This is a genomic window from Parabacteroides sp. AF27-14 (genome assembly GCF_003635425.1).
Taxonomy (GTDB): domain Bacteria; phylum Bacteroidota; class Bacteroidia; order Bacteroidales; family Tannerellaceae; genus Parabacteroides; species Parabacteroides distasonis.
On the sequence record NZ_QTLZ01000023.1, the window covers coordinates 15,370 to 29,480 of the forward strand.

A 14,111-nucleotide genomic window follows, 5' to 3' on the forward strand; every position below is an offset into this window, starting at 1 on the left:
GCTTGCTTGCTTGCTTGCTTGCTTGCTTGCTTGCTTGCTTGCTTGCTTGCTTGCTTGCTTGCTTGCTTGCTTGCTTGCTAGACAATTATTCCGATTTACCAAGCGCATACTGATAAAAAAGGTTAACATCATATATCCATCACACATTATCATATGATTTTCATATACTCTTTTAATGTATAAGACGTAGTAAATATAAGAAATAAAAAAATATGTAATAAAGACCTGCACACCCCACACCCCAAAATTCATGCTTATTGTGCGTATATAGCGGATAAGCGATTAAAAATAGCGGTTATGTGACATAAATAAATTTGAATACCATTTTGAGGGGATGGAGACGGGGCACGCCCCGTCTCTACAACTGGGTAATGAGTTAATCCTATAGACCTACTTTTTTCCTTACCAAATATCTTATTACATGGAAATTATTCCATACATTTGCCACTGTACTAATAAATAACAGTTACGACTATGACAAAATTAAGCAACATCCCCGCCAAGGAAACTACGGCCAAGACCGCAAAGACACGTAAGACCAAGACCGGACCCGCAAAGCTCAAGTGGGATCCTACCAAGCCGATGCAATTCACCCAAGAAGAGATCTGGGAACATATCCATGAGATTGAGAAGGGGCCGTTCATGACCCTAGATGAAGGTTTTAAACGTTTTGAGGCATGGAAGCAAGACCTACTCAAAAGCAGGTTATAACCAGTAGTTTATTTTGGGAAAGTTACGATAATGTATATGTTCAAGGCCTTGACTTATTTGGATTCTACCAAGCGGAATTATACGCTAACAAGATAAAATCCATCTTATACGAGTTAGACCAAACCTATCCTTATTATCCCGAATGCCGACACCTAACCACGAAAAGCCGCATGTACCGGAACATCATCCTAGATTCACACCTTATCATCTACCGCATCACCGAGGAACGCATCGAGGTGCTGGACATCGTCCATTCAGCATCCAGCATGCGAAAGATCAAGAAGACTAGGAATATCCACATCGAATAACACGAAGAAAGGCGAGCCACCCATAAGTGACCCGCCTTCTTTTTTACTCATTAAATATCTTATTACATGGAAATTATTCCATACATTTGCCACAGTACTAATTAATAACGATTACGACTATGACAAAATTAAGCAACATCCCCGCCAAGGAAACTACGGCCAAGACCGCAAAGACACGTAAGACCAAGACCGGACCCGCAAAGCTCAAGTGGGATCCTACCAAGCCGATGCAATTCACCCAAGAAGAGATCTGGGAACATATCCATGAGATTGAGAAGGGGCCGTTCATGACCCTAGATGAAGGTTTTAAACGTTTTGAGGCATGGAAGCAAGACCTACTCAAAAGCAGGTTATAACCAGTAGTTTATTTTGGGAAAGTTACGATAATGTATATGTTCAAGGCCTTGACTTATTTGGATTCTACCAAGCGGAATTATACGCTAACAAGATAAAATCCATCTTATACGAGTTAGACCAAACCTATCCTTATTATCCCGAATGCCGACACCTAACCACGAAAAGCCGCATGTACCGGAACATCATCCTAGATTCACACCTTATCATCTACCGCATCACCGAGGAACGCATCGAGGTGCTGGACATCGTCCATTCAGCATCCAGCATGCGAAAGATCAAGAAGACTAGGAATATCCACATCGAATAACACGAAGAAAGGCGAGCCACCCATAAGTGACCCGCCTTCTTTTTTACTCATTAAATATCTTATTACATGGAAATTATTCCATACATTTGCCACAGTACTAATTAATAACGATTACGACTATGACAAAATTAAGCAACATCCCCGCCAAGGAAACTACGGCCAAGACCGCAAAGACACGTAAGGCCAAGACCGAGCCCGCAAAGCCCAAGTGGGATCCTACCAAGCCGATGCAATTCACCCAAGAAGAGATCCGGGAACATATCCATGAGATTGAGAAGGGACCGTTCTATCCTATTGAAGAAGTACATCAAAGAATAAGATCATGGATGGACAGCTATCAAGGAAAAAAGTAATCGGTTCTCCCATTTACGAGGAAAGCCTTGAGAGGACTTTCGTGGAAGGCATAGAACGATTCGGTATGTTCCAAGCCCGGAAATATCTTGAGCATATATTGAATACAGTCGAGAAACTAGAAAACGACTATCCTTATTACCCCGAATGCCGACACCTAACCACGAAAAGCCGCATGTACCGGAACATCATCCTAGATTCACACCTTATCATCTACCGCATCACCGAGGAACGCATCGAGGTGCTGGACATCGTCCATTCAGCATCCAGCATGCGAAAGATCAAGAAGACTAGGAATATCCACATCGAATAACACGAAGAAAGGCGAGCCACCCATAAGTGACCCGCCTTCTTTTTTACTCATTAAATATCTTATTACATGGAAATTATTCCATACATTTGCCACAGTACTAATTAATAACGATTACGACTATGACAAAATTAAGCAACATCCCCGCCAAGGAAACTACGGCCAAGACCGCAAAGACACGTAAGGCCAAGACCGAGCCCGCAAAGCCCAAGTGGGATCCTACCAAGCCGATGCAATTCACCCAAGAAGAGATCCGGGAACATATCCATGAGATTGAGAAGGGACCGTTCTATCCTATTGAAGAAGTACATCAAAGAATAAGATCATGGATGGACAGCTATCAAGGAAAAAAGTAATCGGTTCTCCCATTTACGAGGAAAGCCTTGAGAGGACTTTCGTGGAAGGCATAGAACGATTCGGTATGTTCCAAGCCCGGAAATATCTTGAGCATATATTGAATACAGTCGAGAAACTAGAAAACGACTATCCTTATTACCCCGAATGCCGACACCTAACCACGAAAAGCCGCATGTACCGGAACATCATCCTAGATTCACACCTTATCATCTACCGCATCACCGAGGAACGCATCGAGGTGCTGGACATCGTCCATTCAGCATCCAGCATGCGAAAGATCAAGAAAACAAAGAATATCCACATCGAATAACACAAAGAAAGGCGAGCCACCCGTAAGTGACCCGCCTCTTTTTACTGATATATAAGGATTAAGATTGGATTAGTTGTTCTCCGGACGAAGCTTGCGTACAGTAACAGCAGTCTGCCACATCTCGCTCTCGCGCAACGCCTTCAATTCAGCCTCCAATTTCTCACGATAATCCGGCTTAGAGTTTGAGTCGATAGAGATCTGAGCCTCGTTACCGCATTTTACGTTCGCATACAATTTCTCGACAACCGGCTTGATTGCGTCGTGGAACGGACCCATCCAGTCCAAAGCGCCACGCTGGGCAGTCGTAGAGCAGTTAGCGTACATCCAGTCCATACCATTCTTGGCGAATAAGGGCATCAAGGATTGAGTCAACTCCTCGACCGTCTCGTTGAAAGCCTCGGAAGGAGTATGTCCATTCTCGCGCAATACCTCATACTGGGCCAACAACAAACCTTGGATAGCGCCCATCAAAGAACCACGCTCACCAGTCAAATCGGAAGTAGCCTCACGGATGAAAGTCGTCTCGAACAAGTAGCCGGAACCGATACCGATACCCAACGCCAACGTACGATCCATCGCCTTGCCAGTAGCGTCTTGATAGATAGCGAAAGAAGAGTTCAAGCCACGACCCTCAAGGAACATGGAACGCAAAGACGTACCAGACCCCTTCGGAGCGACCATGATCACGTCAATATCCGCAGGAGGAACAACGCCCGTACGATCGTTCCAAGTGATTGCGAAACCATGAGAGAAATACAGGGCCTTGCCAGCTGTCAAATAAGGCTTCATCGTAGGCCATACAGACATTACGGCAGCGTCGGACAACAAGCACATGATGATCGTGGCCTTGTCGCAAGCCTCCTCGATACCGAACAGAGTCTCACCCGGAACCCATCCGTCCTCAACCGCTTTATCGTAAGTCTTACCTTGGCGCTGGCCAACGATTACGTTGAAACCATTGTCACGAAGGTTCAATGACTGTCCCGGTCCCTGTACGCCATAGCCGATAACAGCGATTGTCTCATCTTTTAATATCTCTCTTGCCTTTTCCAACGGAAATTCCTCGCGGGTCATTACATTCTCTACAACACCGCCAAAATTCATTTGTGCCATTTTCTTTTTAACTATTAATGTTTAAAAACCTATTTATGTATCTCTTTTATTATCTCCAAGTAACCGCCGCACGACAGATCGCCTTTCCCTCATGGCAAATAGCCATGTCTTGCTTATCGGGAGCGGACTCCGCCTTATGAAGCGTAAGCGGCATACCTTGTTTACCCTCGGATTGGTAGGCGATCTCCAGACGGCCGATCTCACGGGTCTTGAACTGGTCGATATCGAACAAATCCAGCAGATGCTCGATATACTTCACGCTATTGAAGTGACCGTTGATATCCAAGTCGCTGTATTTGATCGAATACGGGATTCCCTCCGCCTTATTCTCCGCCGGCATGATCTTGCCCGGCTTCTCGATCGGGCACGGACGCTCGTCGATATATTTGCCCAATGCCTCTATATCCAATAAGGTAGGACGGCGGGTCTCCACGTCGATAGCCGCCCAAATAGAACGGGCGAATCCAAAGGTTTTCCCATTCTCATCCGCCAGCTCGAAACAACGACTGGTGAAGAGGCGTCCGACCTCATCGATCCAAGTGTATAGATTAATCTTATCGAAGGCGGTAGGATATTCCTTCATCTCGATAGCCAGACGGGACAACACCCAAGCCGTATGACGCTCCGACATATCATTGAAACCGAACCCACGCTCTCCGGCATGGCTGGAAGCGGCGTGAATCAAATAGTTACCAATCATAGGGAGCGTTACACGTCCCCTGAAATCCATCAAATACGGCTCCGCCACGAAATGAAATAATCCTACTTTCTCCATATCTTATTATTGTTGCTTTTCATGTAACTTTCGCTCCATATCGGCCAACATATCGCTCAAGCGCTCCACCTTGCTCTTCGTGATAGCCACACGTCCGGAGCGGATGAATTGCAGGACACCGATCGTCTCGCTCAACTCATTGAACAAGGCTTGTGTCTCGTCATAGTGGCCACTCTTCTCCAACACCACGCAGGTCTCGTTCATCTCCAAGATACGAGCGTTGTATTTACGGATCAATCCCTCCACGGTTCCCATCTTGATGAAAAGCTCGGTACTTAGCTTATAAAGAGCGATCTCTTGATAAACCAAATCCTCATCCGTATTATAATAAGCCTTCAAGATATCCACACGTTTATCGATCTGTTTCACCACCTTATCGATCATATCCTCATCGGCGAATGTCGTGATCGTAAACTTATGGATGCCCTTGATAGCGGACGGAGAGACGGACAGAGTCTCGATGTTCAGCTGTCGGCGTGTAAAGATAATCGTTATCTGGTTCAAAAGACCTACGATATTCTCTGAAAAGATAATAACGGTATATAATTTCTTTGTTGTCATAGCTTCATCTCCTCCTTATTTCTCGTCTCCCATAATCATGTTTGTCACGCTTCCCCCGGCAGGAACCATCGGATATACCATTCCGCAAGTCTCCACGTTAGCGACCAACACGTAAGCGCCGTCGTGGTTTAGCATCTCAGCGATAGCGTCGTCCAATTCCTCCCGCTTTTCAACGGCACGACCGGCGATACCATAGGCTTTAGCGATCGCCACGAAATCCGGATTCTCCATGATGGTGTTTGAATAACGCTCGTGGAAGAACAATTCTTGCCACTGACGTACCATCCCTAAGAAGTTATTATTAAGAATGATAATCTTCACATTCAGTTTCTCCTGCATGATAGTGCCCAATTCCTGAATCGTCATCTGCATACCCCCATCACCGGTAAAGAAGCAGACCGTACGGTCCGGAGCCCCGAACTTAGCGCCCATAGCGGCCGGCAGACCAAATCCCATCGTACCTAAACCACCGGAAGTCACCACGCTACGGGTTTGTTTATATTTGAAATAGCGGACGCCCATCATCTGGTTCTGCCCAACGTCGGTCACCAATACAGCGTCGTTACCGGTCGCCTCGGAAACCTTACGGACTACCTCGCCCATTTTCAGTTGGCCCTCGGTCGGATACAATTCCTTCTCGATTACCTTATCGTATTCCTCTTTCTCGTCCCGATCGAACTCGGCATTCCATTCCGGACGTTTACGTTCTTCCAGCAACGCCGTGATCATCGGTATCGTGTGCTTGGCATTACCCAGCACCTTTACGTCCACGGCAACATTCTTGCCGATTTCCGAGTTGTCGATATCCAGATGGATAATCTTGGCTTGCTTAGCGTATGTCTTTAAATCGCCAGTCACACGGTCGTCGAAACGCATACCGATAGCGATCAATACATCACACTCATTCGTTTTCCGGTTCGGCCCTACGTTTCCATGCATGCCGAGCATTCCCTTGTTCAATGGGAAATCGGTTGGCAACGCGGATAAGCCCAATACCGTAGATCCGGCAGGTATATCATTCTTTTGGAGAAACGCTTTCAATTCCTCTTCCGCACCGCCTAACAATACTCCCTGCCCGACCAGACAGAAGGGTTTCTTCGCCTCATTGATTAAATCGGCGGCGGCCTTGATACGATCCTTATTGATATCCGGCTCCGGTTGATAACTACGTACGTAATCGACCTTCTTATATTCATATTCCACCAACCCTACTTGCGCATCCTTCGCTAAATCCAGCACAACTGGACCCGGACGGCCTGTAGAAGCGATATAAAAAGCACGAGAAACAGCCCATGCGATCTCCTCCGGCTTGCGGATTTGATAAGCCCATTTCGTGATCGGTTGCGTGATGCCAATCACGTCGACTTCCTGAAAAGCATCGGTTCCCAACAACGGCGAGGGTACTTGACCGGCGATTACGACCATTGGCGTACTATCCATCAGCGCATCAGCGATACCCGTGATGGTATTCGTAGCGCCCGGGCCGGAAGTAACCAACGTCACTCCTACCTTGCCAGATACACGGGCATATCCTTGAGCCGCATGGGTAGCGCCTTGCTCGTGGCGCACCAATACATGCCTCAACTGGTCCCTATAATCATATAAACTGTCGTAAATAGGTATCGCCTGTCCGCCGGGATAACCGAAGATAGTATCTACTCCTTCAGCAATCAACGCTTTCAGCAAAGCTTCCGAACCGGTTATCTTTTGTTTCTCCATAAAAAATAACGTGTTTAATGTATATTATTGGCTTTAATCTTCAACAATCCTTACACCTCCCTTATCGGCGGAGCTAACCATCTTCCCGTACGCTCTCAACGCTTTCGAGACCTCACGCTGACGCGTCGGCGGCGTAAAGGCTTTCTTTCCACGTGCCTCTTCCGCCTTACGGCGCTCGGCCAACTCCTCGTCGCTCAACCGCACGTTGATGGAACGTTCCGGGATATTGATCTCGATGATATCCCCGTCTCTCACCAGTCCGATAGCGCCACCGGAAGCGGCCTCGGGAGAGATATGCCCGATAGAAAGACCGGACGTACCGCCACTGAAACGACCATCCGTGATCAAGGCGCACTCCTTACCTAAGTGACGGCTCTTTATATAAGAAGTAGGATATAACATCTCTTGCATTCCCGGCCCCCCTTTCGGACCCTCATACGTGATGACGACCACATCGCCTGAAACGACCTTGCCTCCTAAAATGCCCTCGCAAGCGGCATCCTGTGAATCGAAGACTTTCGCCGGGCCGGAGAATTTCCAAATACTCTCATCCACACCGGCGGTTTTTACGACACATCCGTCCAAGGCGATATTCCCTCTCAAAACAGCCAAGCCGCCATCCTTGGAATAAGCGTGCTCCACGTCACGGATACAACCTTCGGCACGATCCGTATCTAATTCCTTATAATAAGATTCTTGGGAACCCATCTGGATACTGAACCGATGAGCGGGAGCGCTCTTGTATTTACGGATCGCCTCCTCCGTTACGTTCGGGGAAGTGACGGCGTATTTATCAACAGCCTCGGCCAAGGTCAGGCCGTCCGCACGTCTCGTGCTGCCATCCACAAGCCCGGCTTTCATCAACTCGTTCATGATACCGAGGATTCCACCGGCACGGTTTACGTCTTGTACATGATAAGTGTGCGTATTCGGGGCTACCTTACACAGGCAAGGAGTCTTGCGGGATAACATATCGATATCCTCCATATGAAAATCGGCGCCAGCTTCTTGTGCCACGGCCAATAAGTGAAGCACTGTATTGGTAGACCCCCCCATGGCGATATCCAGCGACATGGCGTTCAAGAAAGCCTGACGGGTAGCGATGTTGCGAGGTAACACGGAATCATCCCCGTCACGATAGTATTTGTAAGCGTTCTCAACGATTTGCTTAGCCGCGTCACGGAAAAGTTGGATACGGTTCTTATGGGTAGCCACGATCGTCCCGTTACCCGGAAGCGCCAGACCGATCGCCTCGTTCAAGCAGTTCATAGAGTTAGCGGTAAACATACCGGAACAACAACCGCAACCCGGACACGCATGGCGTTCCACCTGCTCGATACGCTCATCGCTTACCGATGTATCGGCAGACTCAATCATCGCATCGATCAAATCAAGATGGCGGCCATCCAGCTCACCTGCCTCCATCGGGCCACCGGACACGAACACCGTCGGGATATTTAATCGCATGGAAGCCATAAGCATACCCGGCGTGATCTTATCGCAATTGCTGATGCAAACCATAGCGTCCGCCTTATGGGCATTTACCATATATTCCACGCTGTCCGCGATAATGTCGCGTGAAGGAAGCGAGTAAAGCATCCCATCGTGCCCCATAGCGATACCGTCGTCGATAGCGATCGTATTAAATTCAGCGGCGAAACAACCTTGTTTCTCAATCTCGGCCTTGACCAGTTGCCCGATCTCATGCAAATGCGTATGCCCCGGCACGAACTGGGTAAATGAATTTACGATAGCGATAATAGGCTTGCCGAACTGTTCCTCTTTCATCCCGTTGGCACGCCATAGCGCACGGGCTCCGGCCATCCTACGACCTTCGGTGCTAAATGAGCTTCTTAACGGATTCTTCATCTCTTTCCTATTTTTTGTTCGTAGAGCGCTTTATCCACGCCTCTACCTTGATTTATTTATAATAAAAAAGCCTTTCCCTATATGGAGAAAGGCTTAAGAAATATCTCTACGACTTCACAACTTCTTACACACCTTTCTCCTTACCTACTAATGACTAGAAGGACCACCACGAGAATAATATGCAATACGTTGTTCATCATCTTTTCTTATTGTCTTTGTTTGTTTGACGCTGCAAATGTAGAACAATAATTGATATGCGCAAAGGATTTAAAAGAAAATTCTTCATTTTTCTTTCAATTCTCAAGCAAATACCATTTCAGGATTGCATTTTAACAGGAGCAAGAGTGTATTACTTAGGAATCGGAAGGTATAGAAGGGAAAAAACTTCGATTTCCAAACAGAAACAGTAAAAAGACAAATGTTATCTAAAACAGATTCCAGATAACATTTTTATCAGATAACACGACTTACGATAACACGTATCTCATAAGAAAATCCTATTCTAGCGATAAAAAAGATACATATAAACTCTAAATCACATATTTATTAACACTTGTAGACTATAAATAGCCTTGAAAAAATTCATAATAGTGTTCTAGAAAAAACATAAGGAAGTTTTCTGAAGAACATAAGGAAGAAATTTCATCTAGTATCGGACTAAATTTTGTTAACATTCGAATAAAAATCACCTAAAATCAAGACTAAATCCGGCATAACCCACGCTAGAAGCAGCTCAAGCAAAGACATTTTCAAAATGACTTTCAGACAGAGAAAGCCTTAAATACTCAACCGATAGACAGCTCTTCAAACATCAATCATAAAAAAAGACCAACAAGACCTGCATTCAAACATCATTCTGATTTACACAACCATCAAATGCTTGCGTTTTTTCCGTGCGACCAAGCCCCCGCCCCATAATTCATCACCCACAGAGAGCAATAATAACACTTTGACATTTCGTCAGTTCACGGTTTGATAAGCCATTTAAGTAAACGATTCATTAAATATATCGCCGATTTCCTAATATACAGCATTTCATACTTTGATTTGGATAAACAATAAATATAATAATTTGTATCTTTGACCCCAATAGCAATTAAGAAACTGATCGTTAATAAAAATATGAAACACTACAACTTCGACGAAGTTATCGAACGGCATGGGACGAGTTGCGTGAAATTCGACCGTTTGAAAGAGATGTTCGGTGACGAGAATCTGATACCACTATGGGTGGCGGATATGGATTTCCGCACACCGGACTTTATTGTAGAGGCCCTGAAGAAACGTTGTGAGCACGAGATATTCGGCTATACATTCGGCTCCGACGAGTATTACGAGAGTATCATCAATTGGGTACACTACAAACATAACTGGAAAATACAACGGGAATGGATCAGCTATATCCCGGGAATCGTAAAGGGAATCGCTTTCGCTATCCAATGCTTTACGCAAAAAGGAGATAAGGTCATCATCCAGCCCCCTGTTTACCATCCGTTCCGCATCGTTCCGGAAAAAATGAAGCGTGAGGTCGTTTATAATCCGCTAAAGATGGTAGATGGTGTTTATGAGATGGATTTCGATCATCTTGAATCTATTATAGATGATAAATGCAAGGTATTGATCCTCTGCAACCCTCACAATCCGGGTGGGATCGTCTGGAAAAAGGAAACCTTGGTCCGCTTGGCCGAGATTTGCGCCAAGCACAATATTTTGGTTATCTCCGATGAGATTCATGCGGAAATGGCCTATCCTCAGTATACGCATTATCCATTTGCCTCCGTATCGGATACTGCCGCTTCTTGCAGCATAACTTTCATGGCACCGAGCAAGACGTTCAATATCGCCGGTATCGTGACTTCCTACGCAATCGTTCCCAATGATCGCATCCGGGAAGAATTTTATTCTTTCCTTGAGGCCGGAGAGTTTGGCGATGGCACGATCTTCGCTTATACGGCAACAACCGCCGCTTACACCTATGGCGCCGAATGGTTGCAACAAATGCGAATGTATATCATGGAGAATGTACGTTTCGTGGAAGAGTTCATGAAACTACATCTCCCCAAGATAAAAGCTTACCAGCCCCAAGCCTCCTTCCTCGTTTGGTTGGATTGCAGGGAACTGAAATTAAGTCAAGATGAACTCGTACACCTGTTCAAAGACAATGCCGGACTAGCGCTGAACGACGGAAGTATCTTCGGCCCCGGGGGAGAAGGCCATATGCGTTTGAACATTGGCTGCCCCCGCTCTGTTTTAGATAAAGCGATGAACGCTCTTAAAAAGGCGGTGGATAAGAAATAAAATCGTATCTTTGCGAGCATTTCTATACATATTTAAAATACAAGACAAATGAAAATTACAGCAAACAAATACGTTGCGGTTACATACGACCTGAACGTTGGCGAAGGTGAAGAACGTGAGTTAATGGAAAAAGCGACGGTCGAGGCTCCTTTGAAATTCATCTACGGAACAGGCATGATGCTTCCGGCATTCGAGAAAGCCTTGAACGGGCTGGAAGTAGGTGGCACGTTCAACTTCTCCATCGAGCCAGCCGAGGCTTATGGCGAATATAACGAGGAGCACGTATTGGATCTTCCGAAGAATATCTTCGAGGTGGACGGTAAATTCGACGCCGAGATGATCAAGGAAGGTAATACCGTCCCAATGATGGATTCTAATGGCAACCGTATGAACGGCTCTGTATTGGAAGTGAAGGATGATATCGTGGTAATGGACTTCAACCATCCGTTGGCTGGCGAGACTTTGCATTTCAGCGGCGAGGTAATCGACGTACACGAACCGACAGCGGAAGAGATCGCAGCCTTCTCCGCTCCCGCAGGTGGATGCAGTTGCGGTTGCGACGATTGCGGTAGCGATTGTGGCGATAACCACGAGGGTGGTTGTGGTTGTGGTGGATGCCACTAAATAATGGGAAATTGAGAATTGAAAATTGAAAATTAGGAGAAGTGCCTAATCATCGGCTTTTGATTCTCAATTTTCAGTTTTCAATTTTCAATTAGACAAAACGGTGAATACTTTTGGTAATATTTATAGATTAACATCGTTCGGCGAATCGCACGGCCCCGGTATCGGCGGCGTGATCGACGGATGCCCAGCCGGGATCGAATTAGATACGGCATTCATCCAGCAAGAGCTGAACCGTCGTAAACCGGGACAATCCCGTATCACGACCCCCCGTAAAGAGGATGATGAGGTACAGTTTCTTTCCGGTATCTACGAGGGAAAGACAACCGGCACGCCGATAGGTTTCATCATCTGGAACAAAAACCAACATTCCTCGGACTATGACAATATGAAAACGGTTTACCGTCCTTCCCATGCTGATTATACCTATCAAACGAAATATGGAATCCGTGATCCCCGTGGAGGTGGACGTTCGTCCGCCCGGGAAACGATAGCTCGTTGCGTGGCTGGGGCCATCGCTAAACTCGCCCTTAAGCAATACGGCATACAGATTCAAGCTTATACCTCGCAGGTCGGCCCGATCCAATTAGCGGGTAGTTACCAAGATTATGATTTAAGCTTGACGGAGGAGAGCGACGTACGTTGCCCGGACCCGAAGACCGCCTCAGAGATGGAAACCTTGATCGCCGAGGTCAAATCAAAAGGAGATACGATCGGCGGTGTTATTACCTGTGTGGCGAAAGGGGTTCCCGTCGGATTGGGAGAGCCTGTGTTCGGCAAGTTACATGCCGCGTTGGGACATGCGATGCTTACGATCAACGCCGTGAAGGGCTTCGAGTATGGAGACGGATTCAACGCCGCCTTCTTCCGCGGATCGGAAAGGAACGATCGCTTTTTCAATGATAACGGGCATATCAATACTCGTACCAATAATTCCGGCGGTATCCAAGGAGGGATCTCCAACGGACAAGATATTTATTTCCGGGTAGCCTTTAAATCGGTCGCTACGATCTTGATGGAACAAGAAACGGTTAACATGGAGGGAGAGGATACGATATTAAAGGCACGCGGACGTCATGATCCATGCGTATTGCCTCGTGCGGTACCTATCGTCGAGTCTATGACCGCCATGACTTTATTGGATTATTTATTGATCCAGAAGACACGGGAAAACTTTTAAGACTAATTCTATATGGCTTGGATTCTGTTAATTATAGCCGGATTATTCGAGATCGGCTGGCCGCTGGGCTTTAAATTAGCAAGTATGCATTCCAAATATTTTATTTGGTTTATAGGTTTATCGATCTTATCCATGGGCTTAAGCGGTTATTTCTTATATCTCGCCCAGAAAAGCATCCCGATCGGTACGGCTTATGTAATCTGGACCGGGATCGGGGCTATAGGGACTGTTCTTCTTGGAATCTTGTTTTTCCATGATTCCGCGAATATATTCAGATTATTGTTCTTATCCTTGATATTGATAGGGATCGTCGGCCTGAAATTAGTCCATTAATCCGGGAGAAAAACACCAGTATTCGCATAGCCTCACGGCAGTATCGGTGTGAACTTACGCCAGTATAGGCGTAGGGCTATGCGGATACCGGCGTTAAACGATGCGGTTATTCATGATGGTAAGGCTCGTTATTCAAGATCGTCATCGCCCGGTAAATCTGCTCGATAAAGATCAATCGGATCATCTGGTGGGAAAAAGTCATCTTGCTCAACGAGATCTTTTCCGATGCCGCCTTATACACGGCCTCACTAAAACCGTAAGGACCGCCCACCACAAATACCAAGCGTTTCGGGACCGTATGCATTTTCTTTTCCAGATAAGTAGAAAATTGCATGGAGGTGAACTCCTTCCCTTTCTCGTCCAGCAACACCAAATAATCGCCGGGCTGCAAAGCCTTTAAAATCAATTCGCCCTCTTTCTCCTTTTGCTGCGCCTCTGAGAGGTTCTTCACGTTCTTTATATCCGGTATGACTTCCATTTCAAAGGGTATATAATGCGTCAAGCGATTTTTATACTCATTGATAGCCTCCACAAAATAACCGGCATCCGTCTTACCAATCACAATCAGTCCAATCTTCATCTACTTACATTTACAGGTTTAGAAAGGCTAAGTTACAAGAAAAATACA

General features: G+C 46.2%; 19 protein-coding genes. 12 read left to right on the forward strand and 7 right to left on the reverse strand.

The window, feature by feature from the left end:
- Positions 1–252 (reverse strand): hypothetical protein (locus tag DWY79_RS23120; protein ID WP_233564009.1); only part of this gene is annotated, 252 nt, incomplete at its 3' end.
- Positions 253–474: 222 nt separating this feature from the next.
- Here DWY79_RS23120 and DWY79_RS18260 point away from each other — a divergent pair.
- The 8 genes from DWY79_RS18260 to DWY79_RS18295 all read left to right on the forward strand — a co-directional run bounded on the left by DWY79_RS18260 (position 475) and on the right by DWY79_RS18295 (position 3,011).
- A complete protein-coding gene (locus tag DWY79_RS18260) occupies positions 475–711 on the forward strand; it encodes a hypothetical protein (protein ID WP_057327368.1) in 237 nt (78 codons plus the stop codon).
- Positions 678–1,019 (forward strand): type II toxin-antitoxin system RelE/ParE family toxin, encoded by a 342-nt coding sequence (locus DWY79_RS18265; protein ID WP_044546937.1) that lies wholly within the window; start codon positions 678–680, stop codon positions 1,017–1,019. The genes DWY79_RS18260 and DWY79_RS18265 overlap by 34 nt, the downstream gene beginning before the upstream one ends.
- A gap of 119 nt (positions 1,020–1,138) precedes the next feature.
- On the forward strand, positions 1,139–1,375 hold the full coding sequence (locus DWY79_RS18270) for a hypothetical protein (protein WP_057327368.1): 237 nt from the start codon (positions 1,139–1,141) through the stop codon (positions 1,373–1,375).
- The gene (locus DWY79_RS18275; RefSeq protein WP_044546937.1) at positions 1,342–1,683 is read left to right on the forward strand and encodes a type II toxin-antitoxin system RelE/ParE family toxin; all 342 of its coding nucleotides are present in this window, start codon (positions 1,342–1,344) and stop codon (positions 1,681–1,683) included. Before DWY79_RS18270 ends, DWY79_RS18275 begins: the two co-directional genes overlap by 34 nt.
- A 119-nt stretch (positions 1,684–1,802) precedes the next feature.
- The gene (locus DWY79_RS18280; RefSeq protein WP_008773527.1) at positions 1,803–2,036 is read left to right on the forward strand and encodes a hypothetical protein; all 234 of its coding nucleotides are present in this window, start codon (positions 1,803–1,805) and stop codon (positions 2,034–2,036) included.
- Positions 2,006–2,347: a type II toxin-antitoxin system RelE/ParE family toxin gene (locus DWY79_RS18285; protein ID WP_122370003.1), complete on the forward strand. Its 342-nt coding sequence runs from the start codon at positions 2,006–2,008 to the stop codon at positions 2,345–2,347. The genes DWY79_RS18280 and DWY79_RS18285 overlap by 31 nt, the downstream gene beginning before the upstream one ends.
- A gap of 119 nt (positions 2,348–2,466) precedes the next feature.
- Complete coding sequence (locus DWY79_RS18290; protein WP_008773527.1) at positions 2,467–2,700, forward strand: hypothetical protein; 234 nt, start codon at positions 2,467–2,469, stop codon at positions 2,698–2,700.
- On the forward strand, positions 2,670–3,011 hold the full coding sequence (locus DWY79_RS18295; protein WP_008773528.1) for a type II toxin-antitoxin system RelE/ParE family toxin: 342 nt from the start codon (positions 2,670–2,672) through the stop codon (positions 3,009–3,011). Before DWY79_RS18290 ends, DWY79_RS18295 begins: the two co-directional genes overlap by 31 nt.
- Positions 3,012–3,080: 69 nt before the next feature.
- Here the strand turns inward: DWY79_RS18295 and ilvC are convergent, their stop codons facing one another.
- The 5 genes from ilvC to ilvD are packed head-to-tail and all read right to left on the reverse strand — an operon-like array spanning position 3,081 to position 9,048.
- Positions 3,081–4,124, reverse strand: a complete 1,044-nt coding sequence (gene ilvC, locus DWY79_RS18300) for a ketol-acid reductoisomerase (RefSeq protein WP_005864389.1) — start codon at positions 4,122–4,124, stop codon at positions 3,081–3,083.
- Positions 4,125–4,173: 49 nt separating this feature from the next.
- Positions 4,174–4,899, reverse strand: coding sequence for an acyl-[acyl-carrier-protein] thioesterase (locus tag DWY79_RS18305; RefSeq protein WP_005864388.1), 726 nt, complete (start codon positions 4,897–4,899; stop codon positions 4,174–4,176).
- Between the two features lie 6 nt (positions 4,900–4,905).
- Entirely contained in the window at positions 4,906–5,460 is a 555-nt protein-coding gene (gene ilvN / locus DWY79_RS18310) for an acetolactate synthase small subunit (protein WP_008780057.1), read from the reverse strand.
- Between the two features lie 15 nt (positions 5,461–5,475).
- A complete protein-coding gene (ilvB, locus tag DWY79_RS18315) occupies positions 5,476–7,179 on the reverse strand; it encodes a biosynthetic-type acetolactate synthase large subunit (RefSeq protein WP_048927571.1) in 1,704 nt (567 codons plus the stop codon).
- A 33-nt stretch (positions 7,180–7,212) separates the two neighbouring features.
- Complete coding sequence (gene ilvD / locus DWY79_RS18320; RefSeq protein WP_005864376.1) at positions 7,213–9,048, reverse strand: dihydroxy-acid dehydratase; 1,836 nt, start codon at positions 9,046–9,048, stop codon at positions 7,213–7,215.
- A gap of 1,122 nt (positions 9,049–10,170) precedes the next feature.
- On the opposite strand from ilvD, the gene DWY79_RS18325 reads away from it, so the two are divergent.
- The 4 genes from DWY79_RS18325 to DWY79_RS18340 all read left to right on the forward strand — a co-directional run bounded on the left by DWY79_RS18325 (position 10,171) and on the right by DWY79_RS18340 (position 13,483).
- The gene (locus tag DWY79_RS18325; RefSeq protein ID WP_122370005.1) at positions 10,171–11,346 is read left to right on the forward strand and encodes a MalY/PatB family protein; all 1,176 of its coding nucleotides are present in this window, start codon (positions 10,171–10,173) and stop codon (positions 11,344–11,346) included.
- Between the two features lie 48 nt (positions 11,347–11,394).
- Entirely contained in the window at positions 11,395–11,970 is a 576-nt protein-coding gene (locus DWY79_RS18330) for a peptidylprolyl isomerase (protein ID WP_005854436.1), read from the forward strand.
- A gap of 103 nt (positions 11,971–12,073) precedes the next feature.
- The gene (aroC, locus tag DWY79_RS18335; RefSeq protein ID WP_022192777.1) at positions 12,074–13,150 is read left to right on the forward strand and encodes a chorismate synthase; all 1,077 of its coding nucleotides are present in this window, start codon (positions 12,074–12,076) and stop codon (positions 13,148–13,150) included.
- A 12-nt stretch (positions 13,151–13,162) separates the two neighbouring features.
- Positions 13,163–13,483, forward strand: a complete 321-nt coding sequence (locus DWY79_RS18340) for a multidrug efflux SMR transporter (RefSeq protein ID WP_005854432.1) — start codon at positions 13,163–13,165, stop codon at positions 13,481–13,483.
- 106 nt (positions 13,484–13,589) lie between these two features.
- On the opposite strand, the gene rlmH is transcribed toward DWY79_RS18340, so the two are convergent.
- A complete protein-coding gene (gene rlmH / locus DWY79_RS18345; RefSeq protein WP_005854430.1) occupies positions 13,590–14,063 on the reverse strand; it encodes a 23S rRNA (pseudouridine(1915)-N(3))-methyltransferase RlmH in 474 nt (157 codons plus the stop codon).
- Between the last annotated feature and the right edge of the window lie 48 nt (positions 14,064–14,111).